Consider the following 24,307-nt stretch of genomic DNA (forward strand, 5'->3'; position numbering starts at 1 on the left):
TCGCGGCGTTCACAACCGGCAAATCGAAATACGGGGCCGTCGTCGGCAGAGTCGGGACCGCATCCCCAACGCGGAATCTTATCCACTCAAAACGGCCCGAAGCGCGAATCCGAGGTTCTCTTTCCGTTCTGCGACCCGCCGATAGAAGTACGACAGCCAGCGGTCGCCGTAGGGAACGTACTGCCAGACCTCGTACTCGTCGGTCAGGTCGTACTGGGCGTCTTCGCGCACGCCCATGAGCATCTGGATCTCGAAGTCGGTGCCGTATCGCTCGTGGAGGGCCATGGCGTGTTCGATCATCGCCGGATCGTGACTGCCAACCGCGATGCCGCCGTCGTAGTGTTCGAACGCATCCTCGAGCAGGGTTCGATACTCCTGATCGACCCGCGCCCCGTCCGTGTAGGCGACGTCTGCCGGCGGCTCGTAGGCCCCCTTGACGAAGCGGACCTTGCCGGGTACGTCCGCGAGCCGTCTGACGTCCGCTCGCGTCCGGCGGAGGTTCGCCTGTACGCAGACGCCGACGCCACCGCCGTGCTCGCGGGCGACGGTTTCGAAGGCGTCCAAGGTCGCGTCGGTCGTCGTGTGATCCTCCATGTCGATCCAGACGAAGACGTCGCGCTCGGCCGCTGCGTCGACGATATCTGTCAGCTCTGATCGAAAAACGTCCTCGCCGAGGTCCAGTCCCAGCTGCGAGGGTTTGACGGAGATGCAGGCCTCGAGTCCCGAGCCAGCGATGTCTTCGACGAGCCGTCGGTATTCGGCGGCGTCAGCGGCGACGGCGTTGCGATCGTCGTAGTGCTCGCCCAGCAAGTTGATGATTGCCTTCACGTCGTTGTCGTTCAGACGGCGGACGTGCTCGAGCGCTTCCGCAGGAGACTCACCCGCAACGAACCGGTCGGCGATCGGCGGGAGCATATCGAACGTAGGGGGTGCGACGCGTAAGGCAGTTCCTCCGTTTCTCGCACAGCTACTCGCGTCTGCATCGAGAGACAGAAAGAAGGAAAACGGGGATTACTCGTCTTTTTCGAGCCCCAGCAGGCGTTCGCGAAGCGTCCGCGTGCGGGCGCGTTCGGCGAGCAACACCGAACACTCGACGTCGTTGAGGACATCGAGCACCAGCGAGCCGCGGACGAGCCGCGAGAGCAGCCCCGTCTCGGTCGCGCCAATCACCAGCAGCGTCGCGTCCGTGGCTGCATCTTCGATAGCGGTCTCGACATCGCGATCGTCGATGAGCAACTCGGCGTCGGCCAAGCCGTTCTCGATGGCCCACTCCTCGAGGAACCGCTCGCCCTCTTCTGGGGACTCGTCCTCGCTGACGGCGTGCAACAGCGTCACGCGGGAGTCGAACTCCTCGCGGAGCAAGCGGACGACGTCCGCGCCGAGGACCGAATCCGGGCCGCCGGCGGTCGGCAGCAGGATGTGTTCGGGGTCGAACCCGCGATCTTTGAGCACCAGGAAGTCACAGGGCAGATCGTGGGTCAGTTCGTCGATCCGCGACTCGGCGCGCCCGTGGGTGGTCGGCCCCCAGCCCATGACGACCTGATCGGCCTCGAAGGTGCGCGCGGCGTCGAAGATCTCCTCGAACGAGCGGTGTGAGAGCACCGTGTGGGTCTCGACGGCGGCGCCGAACGTCTCGGCGTCTTCCCGTGCCTGCTCGAGTAACTTCTGGGACTCGGCGTCGATTCGCTCGGTTTGTTCGGCTCCTCGCTCGAGCGGCGTCTGGTCGGGCACCTGCACGATGTGGACCGCGTGAACCGTCCCGTCGCGCTGTTTCGCGATGGCACCGGCGAGGGTGATGAGTTCGGTCTCGGTGCGGGGGTTTGCAAGCGGGACCATCACGCGGAAGTCGCCGCCGTCCGTGCCCGTGGCGGCTCTGGCGGCATCGGGTCGAACCGAGTCGGCGGCGGTGACTGCGGCGTCGGGCATCTCCTCGGAGCGCTCGAGGATCCAGTTGACGAACACGCCGGCGCTTTCGACGCGCTGGCGAGCATAGAGCAGATACCAGATACCCGCGAAGACGACGAGCGCCGCCGAGAGCAGGATAACGAACGGCTCGATGTACGCGATCAGCGCGAACGACGACACCGTCCCGATGATCGGGACGAACGGATACAGCGGCACCTCGAAGTCGGGATCGTACTCGGCGGGTTCGGCCTCGCGCATGACGATGAGCGCGATGTTCAACAGCCCGTAGACGATCAGGTGCAACACCGAGCCAGCCGTCGACAGCAACTTGAGGTTGCCAAACAACAAAAAGCCGATTATGAGCGCGCCAGTGATCAGGATCGACTTAAACGGCGTGCCAAAACGCTCGTGGATATCGTTGACCGACGGCGAGAGGATCTTCTCGCGGCCCATCGCGAAGTTGATCCGCGATGACGAGAGGATCGACGCGTTCGCACTCGAGGCCGTCGCCAAGAGTCCGCCAAGTAACAACAGTCCCCAGCCGAGCCTGCCGAGCCCGATGCCGAAGACGCTGTACTGACCGAACAGTAACTCGGCGGCGTCGACGACGGCGGTTTCGTTGTTCGCCACCAGTTCGTTCGGCACTGCCGCCAGCAAGACGACGAGGAACAGCGCGTAGACGACCGTGACGATGACGACCGAGCCGATGACGGCAAGCGGGAGGTTCCGGCCAGGGTCTTTGATCTCCTCGGCGACGGACGTAATCTGGACGAAGCCGAGATAGGAGACGAAGACGATGGCCGTCACCGGAAGCACCTCACTGGTCGTTCCCTCGGGCGCGATCGGTCGCAGCGACTCGAGGTCGGCGTTGAACAGGCCGATGATGGTGAACAGGCCGAGGATACCGAGCAGCGTCAATACGATGGCGATCTGGAGGCCGCCGGTCTCCTTGGCACCGACGTAGTTGATGGCGATAAACAGCGCCGCGCCGATCAGGCCGATAGTTTGCGCCGCCGAGACCGTGACGGGACCGAGCGCGAGTGCCGGCGCGCCCACAAGCTGGTTGACGTACTCGCCGAAGCCATACATGTAGAACGCGGAGGCAAACGCCAATCCGAGCCAGTTGGCCCAGCCGCTGATCGAGCCGAACAGGGGACCGAGCGCGCGATTGACGTAGAAGTAGGCACCGCCGGATTTGGGCATCGCCGTCCCCAATTCCGAGGCCGACAGGGCGGTAAACAGCGCGGTCACGCCGCCGATCACGAAGGTCGCGGCAGCGAGCGGCCCCGCTCGCGCCACGGCCGTCCCCGGGAGCACGAAGATCCCCGCGCCGATCATCGTCCCGATCCCGATCGTGATCGCCGAGAGGAGCCCGAGGTCCTTCGCGAGTTCCTCGTCAGTGCTCATGTGGCGCCACCCCGTCGACACACCCGCTCAGTCGGCGACCGTGACAGACGGGTCGCGTTCGCTTCCGGTCGGATCGGTGGACCGCGTACCCGGTGTCGAGCGTTCATTGTGTCGGGGTTGTAGCGGAACCGATGATAAATCCCGTGATTATATTGTCGAATCCGTATAATCGTGAGGGTATATTGACGTTCCGCAAAAATGATCATATATATGAATAGTGGTTCGACGGAGATCGGAACACTGTATGACACCGGGTTCGAGACCTCGAGACATGGAGCATCGGCTCGACGAGATCGATCGGCGGATCATCAATGCGCTGATGGACGACGCACGGAACATCTCAGCACCGACGATCGCCGAGGAAACGAACGTGTCGCCGGGAACGATTCGGAACCGAATTTCACGACTGGAAGACCACGGTGTGCTCACCGGCTACCACGCAACCGTCGACTTCGAGCGAGCGGACGGGCGGCTGACGAACCTGTTTATGTGTAACGCGCCGGTCTCCGAGCGGGAACTGATCGCTCGCCGGACGCGGGCCATCTCCGGTGTGATCAACGTCCGCGAACTGATGACCGGTCGCCGAAACCTCCACGTGTTGGCAGTCGGCGAGGACACAGCCGATCTCCGGCGGATCGCCCGCTCGCTGTCGGATCTCGGCGTCGAGATCGAAGACGAGGTTCTCGTCCAGAACGAGATCTGGCAGCCGTACGCGCCGTACGGTCCCGCCGAGAACGCCCGGTGTGAGTCGATCACCGACTTCGTCAGCCTCTCGGGTGACGCGGAAGTCGCCGAGGTAACCGTCGATCCCGGCGCGCCGATCGCAGCGACGACCCTGAAACGCGCCGTTGGGCGGAACGTTCTCGACGACGACGCGCTCGTGATCGCGATCGAGCGCGACGACACCGTCCTGACGCCACACGGCGATACCGAAATCCGAGCCGACGATATCGTCACGGTCTTCTCGCGTGACGGCATCGACGACGCGACGCTCGAGGCGTTCCGTGACGGTGCCGACAGCGCATAGAGCAACCACTGACCCTCACTACAGACCCGATCGCCCGACAGGTGTGCGGGTCGGAGCGAGCACCGCAAGCGAGAACCGCGGGCTGTGCGATCGGTGTGTCACTCGGTTCAGTCGGAGCCGAGACCTCGCTAACTCGAGTCTCACTCGAATGCTCCTTCCGTCGCCGACGTAATGGACGGTACAGTTCCGTCTACGCTCGGTCGCACTGTCGCTGGGAGCTGGTGGGGAGCCGATACGAGTAGCCAGTAACTGTGTATACTCTCCATAGATACTGTGGACAAGTTATTTATGATTGTTCCACCTTCCCACACCTATGACGGCAGGACCACCGATCGACGAACTCCACTTCGCGGATGCACCGTCCGTCGACTCCGTTCCGGGTCCCAAAACGCAGGCGCTACTCGAGAAACAACGCGAGATCGACAGTAACGCGGTCGCCTATCCGGAGGACATCCCGATCGCCTTCGAGGACGGCAAAGGCGCGACGGTCCGGGACGCCGACGGCAACACCTACATCGACCTCTTTGCGGGGATCGGCGTGTTGAACGTCGGCCACTCGAACCCCTACGTGCTCGAGGCCGTCCACGAGCAGGCCGACAAGTTCGTTCACACGGTCGATTTCCCGACCGAGGCCCGGCTCGAACTGATCGAGAAGCTAGACGATATCGCGCCCGAGGGTCTACGGGGCCAGAACAAGGTCGTCTTCGGGGGCCCGACCGGCAGCGACGCCATCGAGGCCTCGATCAAACTCGCCAAGTACAACACCGGCGGCGACGGCCTCATCGCCTTCCGCGGGGCCTACCACGGCGCGACGAGCGGCGCGATGAGCGTCACGTCGAACAAGAAGTTCAAGGGCCACTACACGCCCTTGCTCTCCGACGTCGTCCACGCGCCGTACCCCGATCCGTTCCGGCAGGACAAGCCCCCTGAGGCGGCGGTCGACCACGCGCTCGAGGAGGTCCAGGCCATCGTCGAGGACCCCTACGGCGGGCTGGCCAACCCTGCGGGGATCATCGTCGAGCCGATCCAGGGCGAGGGCGGCATCGTCACCCCTCCGGAGGGGTTCCTGCAGGGGCTGCGCGACATCGCCGACGACAACGACGTCGTGCTCGTCTTCGACGAGATCCAGAGCGGCTTCGGTCGCACCGGGCAGTGGTGGGCCAGCGACTGGGAGGGCGTCGCACCGGACGCGATGACCTCCGCGAAGGCTCTCGGTGGTGTGGGCTTTCCGCTCTCGGCGACGATGTACCACGAGGACCTGGACACGTGGGGCTCGGGCGACCACGCCGGCACTTACCGCGGCCACGTCGTCGGCATGCGCGCCGGCACCCGCGCGATCGAGTATATCCAGGAGCACGACTTACTCGCCCACGCCCGCGACCTCGGCGAGTACATCCGGGAACGGCTCCGCGACGCCGCCGACGGGAACGACCGCCTGGCCGACGTCCGCGGCAAGGGGCTGTTCATCGGTGCCGAATTCGTCGACAGTGACGGGACCCCCGACGGCGACCTCGTCGACGCCATCCAGCAGTATTGCTTCGAGCGCGGCGTCCTCGTCTGGACCGCCGGTCGCCACGGCAACGTGCTCCGACTCCTGCCGCCGCTGGTGCTCACCCACGATCTGGCCGAGACCGCACTCGACATCGTCGTCGAAGCGATCGAGAACGTGACTACCGAGGCGAAACAGGCAGCCTGAGATCCACACGTCATGTCCGGCATCGCTCCCATCGAAACCGACGACGCACCGAGCCACGACAACCCCTACTCACAGGGCGTCCGCGCCGGTGACACGCTGTACGTCTCCGGCTACGGCCCCGTCGATCCCGAAACGGGCGAGGTCGTCGACGGCGACATTCAAGACCAAACTGAGCAGGTCCTCGAGAACATCGCCGCGGTCGTCGACGACGCCGGCGGCGACGGGCTCGCCGACGTCGTCAAAGTGACCGTCTATCTGACCGATCTCGCGGACTACGACCGCGTCAACGACGCCTACGGCGCGCGATTCGGCGCCGACCCGCCGGCACGCGTCTGCGTCGAGGTCTCGAGACTGCCGGCGGACGTTCGCGTCGAGATGGATGCGACCGCGTACCTGGGCTAATCGCGGTCGACGGACGCCTCGAGTCCCTTCTCGCAGCTCCCTCGTCGCCGCCGAGCCAGTCGCCCAAATCGAAACGGAATCCGGACTCGACGGTGACGTTGTCCACCGAACGTCGGAAACAGTATACGATCATTGGCCACGATTAAGTAGCTCCCCGACCTTGTTCCGAGAAACCATGTCATACGAGGTTCGAAACAGGCTCCAGCAACTCCGGCGGGACTTCCATCGGCTTCCCGAACCGGGCTGGCGCGAGTTCCGAACGACCGCTCGAGTGGTCGAGGAACTCGAGCGGCTCGGCGTCGACGAGATCGCCGTCGGTCGCGAGGCGCTGGCGACTGACGAGCGCATGGCCGTCCCCGCCGAAGCCGAACTCGAGCCGTGGCTCGAACGCGCTCGCGAAGCAGGGGTTCGATCGGACATCTTGGAGCGGACCGCCGACGGTCACACGGGCGTGATCGGCGTGCTCGAGTGCGGCGACGGGCCGTGTATCGGACTGCGCGTCGACTTGGATGCGATCTCGATGCGGGAATCCAACGAGGACGACCACCGACCGGCCGCCGAGGGCTTTCGCTCCGAACACGACGGCTACATGCACGCCTGCGGCCACGATGCCCACCTCGCGATGGCGCTGGGGACGCTCGAGGCAGTCAAGAAAAGCGACTTTTCGGGCACGCTGAAGGTGTTCTTCCAGCCCGCCGAGGAGATCTCCGGCGGCGGGAAGGCGATGGCCGAAAGTGGCTATCTCGACGATGTCGACTATCTCCTCGCGTTACACATCGGCCTCGACCACCCGACCGGCGAGATCGTCGCGGGGATCGAAAAACCGCTGGCTATGGCCCATCTGACCGCGACGTTCGAAGGCGCAAGCGCCCACGCCGGGAAAGCGCCGAACGAGGGCGCAAACGCCATGCAAGCGGCGGCGACCGCGATCCAGAACGCCTACGCGATTCCTCGCCACAGCGACGGGATGACCCGGGTCAACGTCGGCTGTATCGAGGGCGGCACTGCGAGCAACGTCATCGCCGAGGAAGTCACCATCGAGGCCGAGGTCCGCGGCGAGACGACCGCGCTGATGGAGTATATGCGCACGGAACTCGAGCGGGTCCTCTATGCCGCCGCCGAGATGCACGACTGTGACGTCACGCCGCGGGTGATCAGCGAATCGCCACGCGTCGACAGCCATCCCGCACTTCGCGACCTCGTCGGCAACGTCGCGTGGGAGGTCGACGGCGTCGAGCGCGTAATCCCGACCGAGGAGTTCGGCGTCAGCGAAGACGTGACCTACCTCATGCAGCGCGTCCAGGACAACGGTGGTCTCACCTCGTACGTTCTCATCGGCACCGACCACCCGACGAGTCACCACACGCCGACGTTCGACATCGACGAATCGAGCCTCGAGACCGGGGTCGCGCTGCTGTCGGAGACGGCCCTCGAACTCTCCCGGCGGCGACCGTAGCGCGTGCGACCGGGGTACACGCGATTCGAGTTGTCAGCCACGTTCGGTGGATGGGAAACGTTAATCCGCGCGGTCTCTGTGTATCCCCTATGAGCCAGGACGACGTGCCGGAGTCGCTGCAGGCGGCAGCGGACTCGGACCGCCCGCGCGGAATCTTGACCCCCTCCGACCGCGATTTCCTGCTCGGCCGGAAAACCGATTACACCGACCACTCGAAAAAACAGAAGCGAAATCGGATCCGTCGCCGGGTCCGCAACGCGATTCTCGATTTCAGCATCCTCTTCGAGTACTTGGAAGAACGCGATCGGGAGACGGTCTTCGACCCTGACGACGAGGACCGAGACGCCTACACTCAGGGGATCACCGACATGCTCGCGTTCCTGCATCTCGGGACGATGGGCTATCACACCCCGTTCAAAGACATGCTCTCGGAGGGCGTCGGCAAGGCCGAACAGCGCCTGGCCGGCTCGAACTACCGGATGGTCAACGTCGAGTTCAACGTCGAACCGGTCGGCCAGATCGACGTCGACGCGGTCGTCGACAAACTCGAGCACGAGGAGTTCGCCCAGCTCACCGACGAGGAACTGCGCGCGTTCGTGCGCCTGCTGACGATGTCCGACGCCTTCTCACCGGCAGACACCCGCGAGGAGATCAAAGACAGCGTCGACGAGTTCGCCGAGCGTGTAGCCGAAAGCGCCGCGGCTCGCGAGCGATCGCTCGAGGAACTGACAAACTGACACGCCTGCCGCCACCGAAATTCGGCGTCGCGTGCTCGAATCCAGTTCGGCCCAACATGACTCCGTGCGGAGCTTCTCCTGAGACCGGTCTCGAGGCGCACCGTCGCGATTACCGTCGCGCTGACCGCCGCTCGAGGATGGCGGCAACGCCGCCTGCCCGACAGTCGACTGGCGAGACGACCCGCCGTGACGAACTCGTCTCGATGTGCGGTGCGTAGTCCGGTGGCACGCGGTGAATCGGCTACGGTGCTTCGAAAACGGCGGTCGGCTGGGCACGTACTGTGCGCTCGTCCTCGCGTGCAACTTCTCAATAAACGCAATCTGTAGATGTATTCGCGGTATGAGAAACACTTATTGTATACGCTGTTGATGATCACGGTATGGCGTCACACAGCATGGCCGACGGGCGGTTGACTCACACCCAACCATCACGCTGTCGTCCGACTTCGGAGGTGAGACGAGATGAGTGGCGCTGAGAAGGGGATGGTCGACGAGTTCCTCGAGGAGATCGATACGACGGTCTTCCTGTTCGGCGCATTGTTGACCGTCGGGGTGATCGCGGCGTTCTTCATCAGTCCGAGTACCGTCGAGAGTGGGATCTCGACGTTGAACGATCAACTGCTCGGCGCGTTCAACTGGGCACTGCTGTTGATCGTGTTCCTCATCGTCGTCTTCCTGCTGTTCCTGATCATCGGGCCGTGGGGCAGAATCAAGATGGGGGACGAGGATCCGGAGTACAGCTTCCTGTCGTTTTTCGCGATGCTGTACTCCGCTGGGTTCGCGGCGGGCGTCGTGTTCTGGGGGCCGACAGAGGCGCTGTTCTACTACGACAATCCCTCGCCGCTGTTCGGCGGCGTCGAGGGCGGATCGGCCGCAGCGATGACCGTCGCCGTCCAGCAGACGCTGTTCCACTGGGCCTTGCCTCAGCTCGCCGTGTTTACCATCATGGGGATCGCGATCGGCTACTTCGCGTACAATTACGATAACGTCCCGCTACGGGTATCGTCTGCGCTGACACCGATCATCGGCGCTGAGAATCTCGACGGGCCGTTCGCGAAAGTCGTCGACATCCTTGCCGTCTTCGCGACGATCGGGGGCGTGGCGACCTCGCTTGGCTTCATCGGCAGCCAGTTCATTACCGGGCTGGACTACCAGTGGGGCATCAGCATGGGGAACATCGGCATCCTCCTCGTGGTGACGTTTATGACGTTGCTGTTTACGACCTCGATGGTGTTGGGGGTCGACAAGGGGATCCGCCGGCTCTCGAATTTCAACATGGTGCTGTTCGTCGTCCTCATGTTCGCGACGTTCATCGTCGGCCCGACACTGTTTTTGATCCTGCTCGGCACACAGGCCGTCGGCGGAATGGTTGGTGATTTCGTCTCGATGAGCCTCTTTACCGGTGCCGGTGCATTCGGTGCAGGGAACCCGGAGGCGACGAACTGGATGAACGCCTGGACCGTCTTCTACTGGGCGTGGGCGCTCTCGTGGTCGCCCTTTGCGGGTCTGTTCATCGCCCGCATCTCCAAGGGACGGACGGTCCGTGAGGTCGCGTTCACGGGGATCGTCGCGACGTCCGCGGCAACTATCCCGTGGTTCACGTTCGTCGGCGGCACCTCCGTCTGGGCTCAGCACAACGGCGTCGCCGACTTCAGCGCAGTGATGGCCGGCGAGGCCGGCGCGGAGATCTCCGGATTCATCCTCTTCGAGACGTTCCCCATGGGGTCGCTCTTCATGCTGGCGTTTATGATCCTCGTGACGACGTTCTTCGTCACGTCGGCTGACTCCTCGACGCTGGCCGTCTCGATGATGACCACCGGCGGCAAGGCCCGCCCCTCGACCATCAACCGGATCTTCTGGGGCGTCGTCCTCGGCATGACCGCCGCGATCTTGATGATCCTCGGCGGCACTGGCAGCGCCAACACGCTCCAGCAGGCGGCGATCATCACCGGCACACCCTTCGCGTTCGTCTGCTTCCTCTCGATGCTCGCGCTGATCAAGGACTTCGGCTCGGAATACGGTCGCGTGCTGCTACAGGACGAAACCGTGCTCGTCGGCTCGAGCCGACCGACCGAATCGGAGTCGCCGTCCGGTCCCAGCGGCCCCGTCGAGTCGGACGACGACTGATACTGCCGGACAAAACGGTTCATACGGACTCCTGTCCGTGGGTTCCGGCGCACCCGCAACCGTTCACGGGTGCGTTGGAGTGGCGTACAATCGGTCGTCTGAGCCGACCGCGCTGCTCCGTTCTCCTTGCCAACCCATAACAAGTTTTAATGTATGCGGTACACATAAACTGTGTATGGACAGGGACACGGCGGAACCCGACGCTGACGCGCTACCGGGTCCGAACGCCCAGCAGTGGGTGAACTTCCACCAGGAGTACTCCGCGCCGAGCGAGTACTCACATGAGTTCGTCTGGGACGTGACCCAGGAGGCCGACGGCCCGTTCGTCACCGATGTCGACGGCAACGTCCTGCTCGATTTCACCTGCCACATCGGTGCGGCCCCGCTCGGCTACAATAACGAAACGATCCTCGAGAAAATTCGTGAGTTCGATCTCGTCGAGCCGATGAAGATCGCCGGGCAAGACATGTACTTTGGTGCCGGCCCGACCCCCGAGGAATCGACGGTGCCGGGCTCGAGTCACCTCATGCAAAAGCTGACCGAGGTCTCGAGCCAGTACGGGATGGATACGGTCTTCCTGTCGAACTCCGGCGCGGAGGCCATGGAAAACGCGATGAAGATCACGAACGACTACCGCGCGCCCGCGAAGTACGGCGTCGCCTTTGCAGGCAGTTTCCACGGTCGCACCCTCGGGACGCTGTCGATCACGAAGTCCAAGTCGGTCTACACGCGCCATTACCCCCAGATCGACGGCATTGAAATGGTGCCGTTCTGTGCCGATCGCGGCTGTAACGCTGACAGCTGTGACTGTGGCTTCTTCGCGGACAGCAACTCACAGCTCCGAGGGATGCTCGCACCCGAAGGCGGCCACATCGACCCCGACGAGATCGCGTTCTTGGCGCTCGAGCCAATCCAGGGCGTCGGCGGCTACCGGTTCCCCAGCGAGGCGTTCATGCAGGAGGTTGCGGACGTCACCGACACCTACGACATCCCGCTGGTCGTCGACGAGATTCAGGCCGGGATCGGTCGAACCGGCGAGATCTGGGCCTCCGACCACTACCCGATCGAGCCGGACGTCATCGCCAGCGCGAAGGCCCTGCGCGTCGGCGCGACGATCTCCCGCTCTGAGGTCTTCCCCGACCAGAAGAACCGGCTCGGATCGACGTTCGGCGGCGGCGACATGCTCGGCTCGATGATGGGTGCGTTTACGCTCGAGGCCATCGAGGAACATGACCTGCTCGACAACGCGACTCGGCGCGGCAAGCAGGCAAAAGAACGCGTTCGCGACGATGCGCCCGACTCCGTCGTGGACGTCCGCGGCAAGGGCTTGATGCTCGCCGTCGAGTTCGATACGGCAGAACGACGGGACGCCGTGGTCGAAGCTGCCCTCGAGCGAGGGCTGTTGACCCTTGGCTGTGGCACGAAAACGATCCGGTTGCTCCCACCACTCGACTCAACAGAACGCGAGATCGAATTAGGAATTGGGCTCTTTCTCGAGGCGATCGAGGCCGTCAGCCCGAGCGCGACGGTAGCCTGACGGTCGACGAACGGGCTGTTCGATTTTCGTTTTTCCACCCGGCTCGAGGACGGGTATCGATCGTTCCATCCCGGTCGAATAAACGAATTCTGTTAAGGATGCCCTGAACCCGGTCACTCGATCGACCGCTCGACGATCGACACACCCTCGAGTCGCGCCAGCGCCTCGAGCACGCCGGTCAAATGCGCCGGACCGCTGCCCTCGAGGCCGATCGTCACGGGCGTCCGGTTCGGCTCGTCGACGCCGGTGCGACGCGCGCGCTCGAACACATCCAGTTCAGCACCTCGTGATTCTACGGTCTCGACCACGTCACCGACGGACGCCGGCCATCCCGCGAGCGCCAGCCGAGCCTCGGCGTAGCGCTCGAGTTCACATAGTCCCGTTCGTGTCAGTTCGGCGTGCTCGGTGAGGTTCACGTTGCCGCCGGAGATCACGACGCCGACGTGGTCTCCCTCGAGATTTACGTCGTCCGAGAGCGCAGCCGCCAGCGGCGCGGCTCCGGCGCTCTCCGCGACGGTCTTCGCGCGCTCGGCCAGCAGGGCCACCGCGGCGGCGATCTCCCGATCGCTTACGCTCACCACGTCGTCGACGACCTCGCGGGCGATCGCGAAAGTCGTCTCGAGCATACGCGTGTCCGCAATTCCCTCCGCAACGGTGTCGATGTCGGGGAGTTCGCGGATCTCGCCGGCTTCGAGCGACGGTTTCGCGTGGGCGGCCCCCTCGGGCTGGACCCCGATAACCCGAGTCTCACTGTCGGCGGCGTTCAAGACCGTCCCGATCCCTGAAATCAGCCCGCCGCCGCCGATCGCGACCAGCACGGTGTCTATTTCGGGGAACTGCTCACTCAGTTCGAGCCCGATCGTCCCTTGCCCGGCGACGATCGCCTCGTCGTCGAAAGGATGGACGAACGTCTCGCCGGTCTCGGCGGCCCGTTCCGTGGCGTACTCGTAGGAGCGCTCGTAGATGTCGCCCTCGACGACGACCTCGGCCCCGTAGCCGCGGGTGGCCTCGATCTTTGCCGCGGGGGTGACCTCGGGAACCACGATCGTCGTCTCGATATCGAGCAGGTCGCCGGCCAGCGCGACGCCCTGGGCGTGGTTGCCCGCGCTCGAGGCGATGACCCCCGCCTCGCGTTCTGCGTCCGAGAGCTGGGCCATCTTGTTGTACGCCCCGCGGATCTTGAACGAGCCGGTTCGCTGGACGTTCTCGAGTTTGAGCCCGACCGCGGCTGCACCGCTCATCTCGGCGAATGTCCGCGAGGTATCGAGTGGGGTTCGGTGGACCACGTCCGCGATGCGCGCCTGGGCGTCCTCGATATCTGCGAGGGTGACGCGGGGCTCATCCGGTTCGCTGCCCTCGGTCATTCGTCACCCCTGTCCGCCGCCGTCCGCGTGACCGGATGTCGGTGCTCGAGTTCGTGGATCGTCTCGACGAGCACGTCGACGCCATGCTCGAGGCTGCGCTCGTCGACGTCGAAGGTGGGCGTGTGGTGGCTCGTCGGGTGGTCGGTGCCGACGATCAGGTACGTGGCCAGGCCGCCGTCGTCCTGGACGCGTTCCATCAGGAAGGTCGCGTCTTCGCTCGCGCCGAAGTCGGCTGCCGGCAGCACGCGTTCGATCCCCGTGACGCCGCCGGCGACCTCGCTCACGAGCGACTGCAGTTCGGGGTCGCTGTCGGCGCGGGGCGACTCGCTGACCACGTCGACATCGGCCCGACAACCGTGTAGCTCCGCCGCCGATCGGATCGTGCGCTCGAGGCGTCGTTTCATGAACTCCATCAGTTCGGTCGTCTCGCCGCGGGCTTCGGCTTCCATGTGGGCGCGCTCGGCGATGACGTTGCTCGCGGTGCCGGCCTCTGCTTTGCCGATGTTCACGCGGGTCATCCCGTCGGCGTGGCGAGGGATGCCGTAGGCGTTCTCGATCGCCGTTCCCATCGCGTGCATGGCGTTTGCCCCCTCGTTCGGTGCTTTGCCCGCGTGTGCGGACGTCCCCTCGATCGTCGCGTCGACGTGGCACATCGCCAGCGGCTTCTCGATCCCAGCGACCACTTCGCCGGTCGGATGATCGAGGCCGACGTGGACCGCGAGCAGGTAGTCCAGCCCGTCGGCGTACTCGCTTTTGGCCATCGGACAACCGCCGCCGCCGGTCTCCTCGGCAGGCTGGAAGAAGACGACGAGGCGTCCCGAAAAGTCGCTCTCGGCGATCGCCTCGAGGGCGGCCAGTCCCCAGGTCATGTGGGCGTCGTGGCCGCAGGCGTGCATCGTGCCGTCGATCTCCGAGCGAAAGCCCCCGGCTGCGGGGTCGTGGTCAGCGTCGCTCGACTCCTCGATGAACAGCCCGTCGATGTCGACGCGCAGGCCGATCGCCGGCCCGTCGCCGCGCTCGAGGACGGCGACCGCGCCGGTGGTGCCGCCGGCCAGCCGCTCGAGCAGCTCCTCGTCGGCGCCACGCTCGCGGGCGCGTTCGCGCCAGGGCTCGAGATCGGCGTCGGGGACGGCCATTCGGTCGGCAGGGTCGTAGGCCTCCGAACCGACGGCGAGTTCGTCGACGCCGATCGCACGGATTTCGTCGACGAGCCGGGCGGTGGTGGTAAACTCGCGCCACGCGGGTTCGGGGTGGCGGTGGAGATTCCGTCGCAGCGACACGAGGCGATCCCGTACTGGTTCGTGCATGTGTATCATTGACGTGGCCAACTCCCTTAACTATACACAGTTGTCGTTGACGATGGATACACAAAAAGGATAAGTCAGCTGCTGACAATCGTCGCACAACGCGCCGTTGTGGCGCGAGGACGATCCACATGTACACGAATCCAGATATCGTCGTTCTGCGAGAGGGGACGGAAGGGCTGTCGATGGAGTCGTACGCCGACACGCTGCGCGAGCGGCTGCCGAATCACACCGTCGCGCTCGCGCGGACGCCTCACGAAGAGCGCGAACTGGTCCCGCAGGCGCAGGTCGTGACCGGCATCACGATCGAGGTGGACCTCCTCGAGCGTGCCGATCGGCTCGAACTCTTCGCGTGTACCTTCGCCGGCACCGACCACGTGCCGGTGGACGAACTGGCCGACCACGGCGTCGCCGTGACGAACGCCGGCGGCATCCACGCGCCCGGCATCGCCGAGCAGACGATCGGCAACATGCTCGTCTTCGCACGCCGGCTCCACGAGGGCTGGCGACGCAAGCAACACGACGAGTGGCGCCACTTCCAGTCCTCGGAGTTCACCGATAGCACCGTCACGATCGTCGGCCTCGGCTCGATCGGCCAGGAAGTCATCAAACGACTCGAGGGGTTCGAGGTCGAAACGATCGGCATCCGGTATACGCCGTCCAAGGGTGGCCCGACAGACGAGGTGCTCGGCTTCGACGAGGCCGACGTCCACGAGGCGTTTTCCCGCAGCGACTACGTCGTCCTCGCCTGTCCGCTGAACGGCCTGACCCGCGGGCTCGTCGGCGAAGACGAGTTAGCGACGCTTCCCCCGAACGCGGTCATCGTCAACGCGGCCCGCGGTGGGATCGTCGACACCGACGCGCTCGTCTCGGCGCTGCAGTTCAACGGCATCCGCGGGGCCGCTCTGGACGTGACCGACCCCGAACCGCTGCCGAACGATCACCCACTCTGGGATCTCGAGAACTGTCTGATCACGCCTCACACCGGCGGTCACACGCCGAAACACTGGGATCGACTGGCCGACATCGTCGCACACAACGTCGAGGCGCTCGAGGCCGACGGCGATCTCGAGAACGCGGTGGTCCGGCCCGACTCGAACTGAGGTCGGCGGGCCGATCACTCCTCGTCGGCTATCTCGGATCGGTCCGATCGGTTGGCTAACTGTGGATGTGTCGACTCACCGAACCCGCCGCTCAGGACCCGCGCGAGCACTTCGTCGACACGCTCGTCCGTTTCGGTGATGCGATCGTCCTCGGCTTCGACGACGAATCCGGAGGAGATGTTCGGTGCCGTCGGAATGAAAAGTACTGTCCGTCCGTCGCTGGTCGTGTGGCCGGTCTTGAACGCCGGCATCTCCTTCCCGTCCCAGCTCTCGACTCTGACGGGTTCCTGGAGGGCCTGTTCCTCGCCGATCGTGGTTTCGGCGGCGATCTTCGACGCGTTGTAGAGGACTCGAAGTCCCGGAAGGCGGTTCGCGACGCCGTCGACGCCGCGGGCGAAGAGATCACCGACCGTCGTTCGGGTCAGGGTGCCGATCACGATCGTCACAAGCAAAAAGACCGACAGCGAGAGCGCGAGCCGGAGGACGTGGGTGACGAGCGAGCGGGTCGGCTCGTGGGCGATCACACCCTGCAGGGCCTGTGCATCGACCACGGCTGTCGGCGTGAGCCCGGCTACGATCGCGTAGGCTCGATACACGACGTACAGCGTGACGAGTATCGGCCCGATGAGGATCAGCCCGCTTGCGAAGACTCGCTTCCACGACGCCATTATCCGATCATATAGTCGGTGGGACATGAGCCCTTTCCTTTCCCGCTGGACAACAGTCCGGAACGACCCCATCGCGTCTCGAGTGCGATCGGCAGCGACGCCCTCCGCCGTGTTGTCCGGCAGTCTGCGCTCAGCGATCGGCGTGACGGTGACCCGCTCGAGTCGGGTGTCGCGACCGGCTACGGCCAGAGCCCGCGAGTTTCTTTCGCCTCGGCGACCCGGGACAGCGCTACCACGTACGCAGCGTCGCGCCACGTCAACCCGCCGTCCTCGACCTCCGCACGGACGTCGTTCCAGGCATCGAGCATGTGTTCTTCGAGCTCCCTGTTGACGCGCTCGAGCGACCACTGGCGGCGGTTGATATCCTGAAGCCACTCGAAGTAGCTCACCGTCACGCCGCCCGCGTTCGCGAGGATATCTGGGACGACCGGGATGTCTCGCTCCTCTAAGATGGCGTCGGCGGCGAACGTCGTCGGACCGTTCGCGCCCTCGACGACGATGTCGGCCTGGATCGCGTCGGCGTTGTCGGCAGTAATGACGTTGCCGACGGCCGCGGGGATCAGGACGTCGACGTCTAACTCGAGCAGGTCCGCGTTCGAGAGTCGGCGAGCGCTGTCTCCGTCGGCGAGCTCGGTCGCGTAGCTCGTGACGGCTTCCGGCTCCTCGTCGTGGGACGGGATCGCGTCGACATCGATCCCGTCGGGGTCGTAGATCGCGCCGTTGACGTCGCTGACGGCAACGATGGTCGCACCCCAGTCCTCGAGCAGGCGGGCGGCGTTGGCCCCGACGCTTCCGAAGCCCTGGACGGCGACAGTGGTGTTCGAGAGCTCGCGATCGTAGTGGTCGACGGCTTCACGGGCGATGATCGCGGTCGACCGGCCGGGTGCCTCCTCGCGACCGTAGGAGCCGCCGATGACCGGCGGCTTGCCGGTGACGACGCCGGGGATGGTCTCGCCCTGTTGCATCGAGTAGGCGTCCATGAACCAGGCCATCGTCTGGGCGTCGGTGCCCATGTCCGGGGCCGGAACGTCTTTCGTCGGCCCGACCATGTTGCGCAGTTCCTCGGCAAACCGGCGGGTGAGCCGTTCGGTTTCGTCGCCGCTCAATGACTTGGGATCGACGGCGACGCCGCCTTTCCCGCCGCCAAAAGGGAGGTCCATCACCGCACACTTCCAGGTCATCCACATCGAGAGACCGATACACTCGTCGGCAGTCACTTCCGGATGGTAGCGCAACCCGCCCTTGTAGGGTCCGCGCACGTCGTCGTGTTGGGCCCGATACCCGGTAAACACCTCGACGGAGCCGCCGTCGCGCTCTAAGGGTACCGACACCTGCTGGACCCGCGTGGGGTGTTTCAGCCGCTCGACGACGCCGGGATCGACGTCGACGTGGGTCGCCGCGCGCTCTAACTGCCGGCGAGCGGTGGTCAGCGCCGAGTCGAGCTCGTCGTCCGATACCGCCTCGTCCGCGGCTGGTGGCGTGCTCATGTGTATCCCTGACGACGTTACGTCGTAAACAGTTGTCGCGGAAACTCGGCCAGCGTTTCAGCACCGTCGCTCGTCACGTGGAACGTCTCGCTGATCTCGACGCCGAGTTCGTCGGTCCAGATGCCCGGAATCATGTGGAACGTCATGTCCTCCTCGAGCACCGTGTCGTCGCCCGGACGCAGGCTCGCAGTGTGTTCGCCCCAGTCCGGCGGGTAGCCAAGCCCCATCGAGTAGCCGATCCGATCCTCCTTCTCGAGGCCGTACTGGGCGATCGTCTCGCGCCACGCTTTCTCGACGGACTCGCAGGTGACGCCGGGTTCGGCGGCGTCGAGCGCCGCCTCGAGCCCCTCGACGACGATCTCGGCAGTCTCTGCGAGTTTCGCGGGCGGATCGCCGACGAACGTCGTGCGAGCCAGCGGCGAGTGATACCGGTGACGGCAGCCCGAGAGTTCGATGATGACGGGATCGCCGTCCTCGAAGGGCCGATCGGTCCAGGTCAGATGTGGCGTGCCGGTGTGATCGCCGGACGGCATCAGCGGGACGATCGATGGGTAATCGCCGCCGTACGCCTCGGTGCCGGTAATGAGCGCGTCGTAGATCGCGGCCGCGGCCTCGTACTCGGGGACGCCCTCCTCGATGGCGTCGAACCCTGCCTGCATCGCATGCTCGGAGATGCGAGCGGCCTCGCGCATGTACGCGAGTTCCTGCTCTGATTTCTTGATCCGGACCCAGCCGACCAGCAGCGTCGCGTCTTCGAACGCGGCCTCGGAGAGGTTCTTTTGCAGCCGGGTGTAGGACTTCGCCGTGAAGTAGGAGGCGTCCATCTCGAGGCCGATCCGCCCGTCGGCGACCTCGAGGTCCTCTAAGACGCCCGCGACGTAGTCCATCGGATGGAGGTCGTACGGTGAGTGGACGTGGTCGTCGCTGTAGGATCGAATACTCGCCTCGGAGAGATGCGTCGTCGCGCGCGCGCCGTTGGCGTCCATCTCGCGCCCGATCCAGACGGGTTCGTCACGCTCGGGCGTGACCACGACGGCCTGATGAACGTAGAACGACCAGCCGTCGTAGCCCGTCAGATAGTTCATGTTCGCCGGATCGGCGACGACGATCGCGTCGAGGTTCTCCTCGCGTAGTCGGTCTTTGGTCCGGGTGACCCGTCGCTCGTACTCGGCTTCGTCGAAAATATGCTCTCGTGGCATGCTAACAAGCCCTCTCCGAAACGCATCAACCAGAATAGGCAAAAGCTTTTCGTGTATCTTGGGAACAGATACTGTTTACAGATGTGCGGCGTCCGTCGTGAGCGGGCACACAGCAGTCACGCCGAGCATGTCGTCTGACTCCGCAACCCCGCCGTCGTTCCGCCGAACCACCGGCGGTTAAGACACGTCGGTTCGTCCCGCCGGATATGGCAATACTCGAGACTATCGTGATCGCGTTCTGGGCGATGTTGCCCGCCTATGTTCCCAACAACGCCGCGGTACTGGCCGGCGGTGGTCGGCCTATCGACGGCGGTCGGACGTGGGGCGACAGGCGCGTGCTGGGCGACGGCAAGACGTGGCGTGGGACGGCGATGGGAATCGTCGCTGGCGTCGCACTCGCGGTCGTCCTGACCGTCATCGAACCAACTGTCAGTGATGCCCTCGGCTTCGCTGTCCCGCGATTCGAACCCCTCGCGGCGCTCGGCCTCGCCGGCGGTGCGATGTTCGGTGACATCCTCGCCTCGTTTCTCAAGCGCCGCAGCGGCCGCCAGCGCGGCGCGATGTTTCCCGGCCTCGACCAGCTTGATTTCGTCGTCGTCTCCCTGCCGCTGACCGCGCTGCTGGCGACCGACTGGTTCCTGACCTGGTTTACGCTCGAGGTCATCCTCGTCGTCGTCGTGGTGACGCCGATTCTGCACGTGACGACGAACGTGATCGCGTACAAGCTCGGTCTGAAGAACGAACCCTGGTAGCAAATTACTACGCGCGCGTTCGGCGTCCCGTTTCACACCGCTTATTTCAGTCGGGGCCGCGTTCTCGAGTAATGACGAACCAAGCGCTCATCGACGCCCTGCGTGGGGCCGATGCCGTCCAGTTTGGCGAATTCGAACTCTCCCACGGCGGCACCAGCGAGTACTACGTCGACAAATACCTCTTCGAGACCGATCCGGGCTGTCTCGAGTTGATCGCCGAAGCCTTCGCCGACAAACTCGAGAGCGACGACAAACTCGGCGGCGTCGCGCTGGGCGGCGTCCCGCTTGCCGCCGCGACGAGCGTCGAAGCCGACGTTCCCTACGTCATCGCGCGCAAGCAGCGCAAGGACTACGGCACCGCGAACTTGGTCGAGGGCCGGCTCGAGGAGGGCGAAGAAGTCGTCGTTCTCGAGGATATCGTGACGACGGGGACGAGTCTCGTCGACGCGATCGAGGCACTCCGTGACGCCGGCGCGACCGTCGAGCGCGCGCTGGTCGTCGTCGATCGGCAGGAAGGCGGTCGCGAGAACGTCGAGGACGCGGACGTCGAGATGGAGGCGCTCGTCACCGCCGAGGAGCTGCTGGCCGATCAGGACTGACGACTGAGTCACCGCGTCGTGACTCACGTGCGGGCACTGTACCGACGGTACACCACGACAGCGACGACCAGCGCGAGGGTCCCGCCGATCGCGAGCGCGCCGCCGCCGACCCACTGGCTCCGGAATCCGATCAGCATCACGCCGAGGCTCGCGCCGAAGAGACCGGCGTGAACGAGCACCGCGACGACGACGAACGCGAGCAGCGTCGATCGCGAAATCTCGCTGAACGTCCGCTCGAGATCGTCGTCACCGCTCCTGTCTCCGATCGGGTCCTCGAGTGGATCGCTCTCGAACGGATCCTCGAGCGGGTCATCACCGAACGGGTCTTCGAGCGGATCGTCGTCTCCCGGCGGATCGAAGTCCACGACGTGACGTAGCCGGTTCGGAGCGAAAACCGTTCTGCCGGTGGCGCCCCATCACAATGCTTTTATTCCGCTCGAGACTACGCGTAGCTACGATGGTAGGTGTCCGCTTTACAGGGGCGTTTGCCCGTTTCTAACTCCCACCTACCGTGTATTGTGTCGGCTCCGGTCGACCAGTGTGCGGGACGCGGCGCGGACACGCCACCGGGATTTTCACCACATCCACAGCCATGTCAGAATCAGATTCACAGCAGCAGATAGCGGTCGTACTGCCCGACGGATCGGAACTCGAGGTCGACGCCGATGCCACGGTCGAGGACTGTGCCTACGAGATCGGCCCCGGCCTCGGCAGCGACACGATCGCCGGCAAACTCGACGGCGACCTCGTCGCCAAAGAAGAGCCGGCCTACGACGGCGCTGAACTCGAGATCATCACGGACCAGTCCGACGAGTATCTCCGCGTCATGCGCCACTCCGCGGCCCACTGTCTCGCACAGGCCGTCGAACGGCTGTACGACGCCGAGGAGGTCAAACTCGCGATCGGCCCGCCGACGGACGAGGGCTTCTACTACGACTTCGACAATCTCGACGTCGACGAGGAGGACCTCGCCGACCTCGAGTCCGAGATGGAGGAGATAATCGAGGAAGACTACGAGATCGAGCGCGAGGAGGTTTCGATCGAGGACGCAGAGCAGCGGCTTGCAGACGAGCCCTACAAGCTCGAACTCCTCGAGGAACTCGCCGAGGAAGACGAGACCGTCACGTTCTACAGCCAGGGCGAGTGGGAAGACCTCTGTGCTGGCCCGCACGTCGACTCGACGGGCGAGATCGGCGCGATCGAACTGCTCGAGATCGCCGGCGCGTACTGGCGCGGCGACGAGGACAACACGATGCAGACCCGGATCTACGGGACGGCCTTCGAGGACGAAAGCGATCTCGAGGACTTCTTAGAGCGCAAGCAGGAAGCCGAAAAACGCGACCACCGCCGGATCGGCAACGAGATGGATCTCTTCTCGATTCAGGACGTCACTGGCCCCGGGCTGCCGCTGTATCACCCCGCCGGGAAGACGGTCCTGAAGGAACTCGAGGACTTCGTCGAGACCCTCAATAAGGAGGCGGGCTACGACTACGTCGAGACGCCCCACGTCTTCAAGACGGATCTCTGGCACCGGTCGGGCCACTACGAGAACTACCAGGATGACATGTTCATCTTCGACGTCGGCGACGACGAGTTCGGCCTGAAGCCGATGAACTGTCCTGGCCACGCCGCCATCTTCCAGGATCACTCCTGGAGTTACCGCGACCTCCCGATCCGGTACGCCGAGAACGGCAAAGTCTATCGTAAGGAGCAACGCGGCGAGCTCTCGGGCCTCTCGCGGGTCTGGGCCTTCACGATCGACGACGGCCACCTGTTCATCCGCCCCGACCAGATCAAACGCGAAGTCGAAGAGATCATGGACATGATCACGGACGTCCTCGAGACGTTCGATCTCGACTACGAGATGGCCCTCGCAACCCGCCCCGAGAAGTCGGTCGGCTCCGACGAAATCTGGGAGCGCGCCGAGGAGCAACTCGAGAGCGTGCTCGAGGCCCACGGCCACGAGTACGAGATCGAGGAGGGCGACGGCGCGTTCTACGGGCCGAAGATCGACTTCGCGTTCGAGGATGCCATCGGTCGCTCGTGGGACGGCCCCACGGTGCAACTGGACTTCAACATGCCCGAGCGGTTCGACCTGAACTACGTCGGCGAGGACAACGAGGAACACCGCCCGGTCATGATCCACCGCGCGCTGTATGGCAGCTACGAGCGGTTCTTCATGATGCTCATCGAGCACTACGAGGGCCGGTTCCCGCTGTGGCTCGCGCCCGAACAGGTCCGCGTGCTGCCGATCTCCGACGCAAACCTCGGCTACGCCCACCGCGTGGCAAACGAGTTCGACGACTTCCGCGTCGAGGTCGACGGCCGCGACTCGACGCTCGAGCGGAAGATCCGCGCGGCCCACGACGACCGCGTGCCCTACCAGATCATCGTCGGCGACAACGAGGAAGAAGACGGCAACATCTCGGTTCGCGACCGCTTCGAGGATCAGGAGTACGACGTCGAAATCGAGGACTTCCGCGCCCACCTCGAGGCCGAACGCGACGAACAGCGGACGGAGCCGGACTTCCTGCAGGACTAGACCTTTTTCGACCCCTGTTTTCGCGCTGACCAACGCCTGATTTCGGGTTCGCCAATCGTCGTGCGGGATTACACCATGTTCGTGCTGATTCTGCGGTCCAAACCCGATCGTAATAGCCATGGTTGCGGAATCGTGCATATCTGTATGAACAGAGCCGAGAAGGCAGCCCTCCAGTTGCGGGCCGTCGACGTGTTGCGAATGTTGAAAGAAACCCGGACCTACGACGAACTTGCTGAGACGACAGGGCTGCCGGCGGGCGATCTCAATCGGTACGTCAACGGGCACGTTCTCCCCGGCACTGACCGCGCGCGAGAGGTCGTCGAAGACCTCGGTAGAGAGGCGTTGGCCGAGGAACTCGACGCACGCATTCGCGTCGATGACGATGGGTACGTCGACAACTCCGCGACCGTCTTCGATCAGCCGTTTCTCGATTTGGCCGCGCCGGTCGTCGCCAACGGCTTCGACTTCGAGCGCCCCGATGTCGTGCTCACCGCCGCGACCGACGGCATCACGCTTGCGGCTGCGCTCGCGAGCTACTACGGTGTCCGCTGTGCCTACGCGAAAAAGCGCAAGGAGACCGCCGTCGAGGAGTTCATCGAGGCCCGCCAGCGCCTGCAGTCGGGGATCGAACTCACCTACTACCTGCCCGCCTCCGCGATCGACCCCGGCGAGTCGGTGCTCGTCGTCGACGACCTCATCCGATCGGGTGAGACACAGGAACTGCTACTCGACATCGCTCACACCGCTGAGGCCGACGTTGCAGGCGTCTTCGCGCTCATCGCAGCCGGCGAAGACGGGATTCAGCGTGCCCGCAACCACACCGACGCGCCGGTCGGCGCGCTGACGACCGTTTAATTGTTGAGTCGACCAGTTCTCTCCGACAGTCTCTCCTCGAGGAACGATCGTAACCGCCAGCGTATTCCAGCGAGCGACTCGTCTACGGCTGCTCGCGTGTAACTCCCGCCTGGGATCACCATGTGAATCAGTGCCACATT

Annotated in this window: 20 protein-coding genes; 12 read left to right on the top strand and 8 right to left on the bottom strand. The window is 64.5% G+C overall.

Going from position 1 to position 24,307, the window contains the following annotated elements; genetic code table 11:
• Positions 1-78 precede the first annotated feature (78 nt).
• Together ACERI1_RS14515 and ACERI1_RS14520 are read right to left on the bottom strand one after the other, a co-directional pair.
• On the bottom strand, positions 79-915 hold the full coding sequence (locus ACERI1_RS14515) for a proline dehydrogenase family protein (RefSeq protein ID WP_373619078.1): 837 nt from the start codon (positions 913-915) through the stop codon (positions 79-81).
• A 96-nt stretch (positions 916-1,011) separates the two neighbouring features.
• Positions 1,012-3,312 carry an amino acid permease gene (locus tag ACERI1_RS14520; protein WP_373619080.1) on the bottom strand — a complete coding sequence of 767 codons (2,301 nt, stop codon included), beginning with the start codon at positions 3,310-3,312 and terminating at the stop codon, positions 1,012-1,014.
• 271 nt (positions 3,313-3,583) lie between these two features.
• On the opposite strand from ACERI1_RS14520, the gene ACERI1_RS14525 reads away from it, so the two are divergent.
• The 7 genes from ACERI1_RS14525 to ACERI1_RS14555 all read left to right on the top strand — a co-directional run bounded on the left by ACERI1_RS14525 (position 3,584) and on the right by ACERI1_RS14555 (position 12,294).
• Positions 3,584-4,339, top strand: a complete 756-nt coding sequence (locus tag ACERI1_RS14525) for a winged helix-turn-helix transcriptional regulator (RefSeq protein WP_373619081.1) — start codon at positions 3,584-3,586, stop codon at positions 4,337-4,339.
• Between the two features lie 313 nt (positions 4,340-4,652).
• Positions 4,653-6,035, top strand: a complete 1,383-nt coding sequence (locus ACERI1_RS14530; protein ID WP_373619083.1) for an aspartate aminotransferase family protein — start codon at positions 4,653-4,655, stop codon at positions 6,033-6,035.
• A 12-nt stretch (positions 6,036-6,047) separates the two neighbouring features.
• Positions 6,048-6,437 (top strand): Rid family detoxifying hydrolase, encoded by a 390-nt coding sequence (locus ACERI1_RS14535; protein ID WP_373619084.1) that lies wholly within the window; start codon positions 6,048-6,050, stop codon positions 6,435-6,437.
• A gap of 175 nt (positions 6,438-6,612) precedes the next feature.
• Positions 6,613-7,893 (top strand): amidohydrolase, encoded by a 1,281-nt coding sequence (locus tag ACERI1_RS14540; protein ID WP_373619086.1) that lies wholly within the window; start codon positions 6,613-6,615, stop codon positions 7,891-7,893.
• A gap of 89 nt (positions 7,894-7,982) precedes the next feature.
• Positions 7,983-8,630: a hypothetical protein gene (locus ACERI1_RS14545; protein WP_373619088.1), complete on the top strand. Its 648-nt coding sequence runs from the start codon at positions 7,983-7,985 to the stop codon at positions 8,628-8,630.
• A gap of 462 nt (positions 8,631-9,092) precedes the next feature.
• A complete protein-coding gene (locus tag ACERI1_RS14550) occupies positions 9,093-10,757 on the top strand; it encodes a BCCT family transporter (protein WP_373619090.1) in 1,665 nt (554 codons plus the stop codon).
• Positions 10,758-10,932: 175 nt separating this feature from the next.
• Complete coding sequence (locus ACERI1_RS14555) at positions 10,933-12,294, top strand: aminotransferase class III-fold pyridoxal phosphate-dependent enzyme (protein ID WP_373619092.1); 1,362 nt, start codon at positions 10,933-10,935, stop codon at positions 12,292-12,294.
• 113 nt (positions 12,295-12,407) lie between these two features.
• Here ACERI1_RS14555 and ilvA read toward each other — a convergent pair whose 3' ends face one another.
• Positions 12,408-13,658 (bottom strand): threonine ammonia-lyase, encoded by a 1,251-nt coding sequence (gene ilvA / locus ACERI1_RS14560; RefSeq protein WP_373619094.1) that lies wholly within the window; start codon positions 13,656-13,658, stop codon positions 12,408-12,410.
• Positions 13,655-14,965 carry an amidohydrolase gene (locus tag ACERI1_RS14565; RefSeq protein ID WP_373619096.1) on the bottom strand — a complete coding sequence of 437 codons (1,311 nt, stop codon included), beginning with the start codon at positions 14,963-14,965 and terminating at the stop codon, positions 13,655-13,657. Before ACERI1_RS14565 ends, ilvA begins: the two co-directional genes overlap by 4 nt.
• 128 nt (positions 14,966-15,093) lie before the next feature.
• On the opposite strand from ACERI1_RS14565, the gene ACERI1_RS14570 reads away from it, so the two are divergent.
• On the top strand, positions 15,094-16,065 hold the full coding sequence (locus ACERI1_RS14570; protein WP_373619098.1) for an NAD(P)-dependent oxidoreductase: 972 nt from the start codon (positions 15,094-15,096) through the stop codon (positions 16,063-16,065).
• 14 nt (positions 16,066-16,079) lie between these two features.
• Here ACERI1_RS14570 and ACERI1_RS14575 read toward each other — a convergent pair whose 3' ends face one another.
• The 3 genes from ACERI1_RS14575 to ACERI1_RS14585 all read right to left on the bottom strand — a co-directional run bounded on the left by ACERI1_RS14575 (position 16,080) and on the right by ACERI1_RS14585 (position 19,419).
• Positions 16,080-16,733, bottom strand: a complete 654-nt coding sequence (locus ACERI1_RS14575; RefSeq protein WP_373619099.1) for a DUF502 domain-containing protein — start codon at positions 16,731-16,733, stop codon at positions 16,080-16,082.
• Positions 16,734-16,912: 179 nt separating this feature from the next.
• Complete coding sequence (gdhB, locus tag ACERI1_RS14580) at positions 16,913-18,220, bottom strand: glutamate dehydrogenase GdhB (protein ID WP_373619101.1); 1,308 nt, start codon at positions 18,218-18,220, stop codon at positions 16,913-16,915.
• Between the two features lie 17 nt (positions 18,221-18,237).
• On the bottom strand, positions 18,238-19,419 hold the full coding sequence (locus tag ACERI1_RS14585; RefSeq protein WP_373619103.1) for a M24 family metallopeptidase: 1,182 nt from the start codon (positions 19,417-19,419) through the stop codon (positions 18,238-18,240).
• 206 nt (positions 19,420-19,625) lie between these two features.
• On the opposite strand from ACERI1_RS14585, the gene ACERI1_RS14590 reads away from it, so the two are divergent.
• Both ACERI1_RS14590 and pyrE read left to right on the top strand, forming a co-directional pair.
• Positions 19,626-20,171, top strand: coding sequence for a CDP-2,3-bis-(O-geranylgeranyl)-sn-glycerol synthase (locus ACERI1_RS14590; protein ID WP_373619104.1), 546 nt, complete (start codon positions 19,626-19,628; stop codon positions 20,169-20,171).
• A gap of 71 nt (positions 20,172-20,242) precedes the next feature.
• Entirely contained in the window at positions 20,243-20,770 is a 528-nt protein-coding gene (gene pyrE, locus ACERI1_RS14595) for an orotate phosphoribosyltransferase (protein WP_373619106.1), read from the top strand.
• A 23-nt stretch (positions 20,771-20,793) separates the two neighbouring features.
• On the opposite strand, the gene ACERI1_RS14600 is transcribed toward pyrE, so the two are convergent.
• Positions 20,794-21,135: a hypothetical protein gene (locus tag ACERI1_RS14600; protein ID WP_373619107.1), complete on the bottom strand. Its 342-nt coding sequence runs from the start codon at positions 21,133-21,135 to the stop codon at positions 20,794-20,796.
• Positions 21,136-21,362: 227 nt separating this feature from the next.
• Here ACERI1_RS14600 and thrS point away from each other — a divergent pair, with 227 nt between their 5' ends.
• Positions 21,363-23,312, top strand: coding sequence for a threonine--tRNA ligase (thrS, locus tag ACERI1_RS14605; protein ID WP_373619108.1), 1,950 nt, complete (start codon positions 21,363-21,365; stop codon positions 23,310-23,312).
• 144 nt (positions 23,313-23,456) lie between these two features.
• Positions 23,457-24,167, top strand: coding sequence for a phosphoribosyltransferase family protein (locus ACERI1_RS14610; protein ID WP_373619109.1), 711 nt, complete (start codon positions 23,457-23,459; stop codon positions 24,165-24,167).
• Positions 24,168-24,307: the final 140 nt, after the last annotated feature.

The organism is Natrinema sp. HArc-T2 (genome assembly GCF_041821085.1).
Taxonomy (GTDB): Archaea; Halobacteriota; Halobacteria; order Halobacteriales; family Natrialbaceae; genus Natrinema.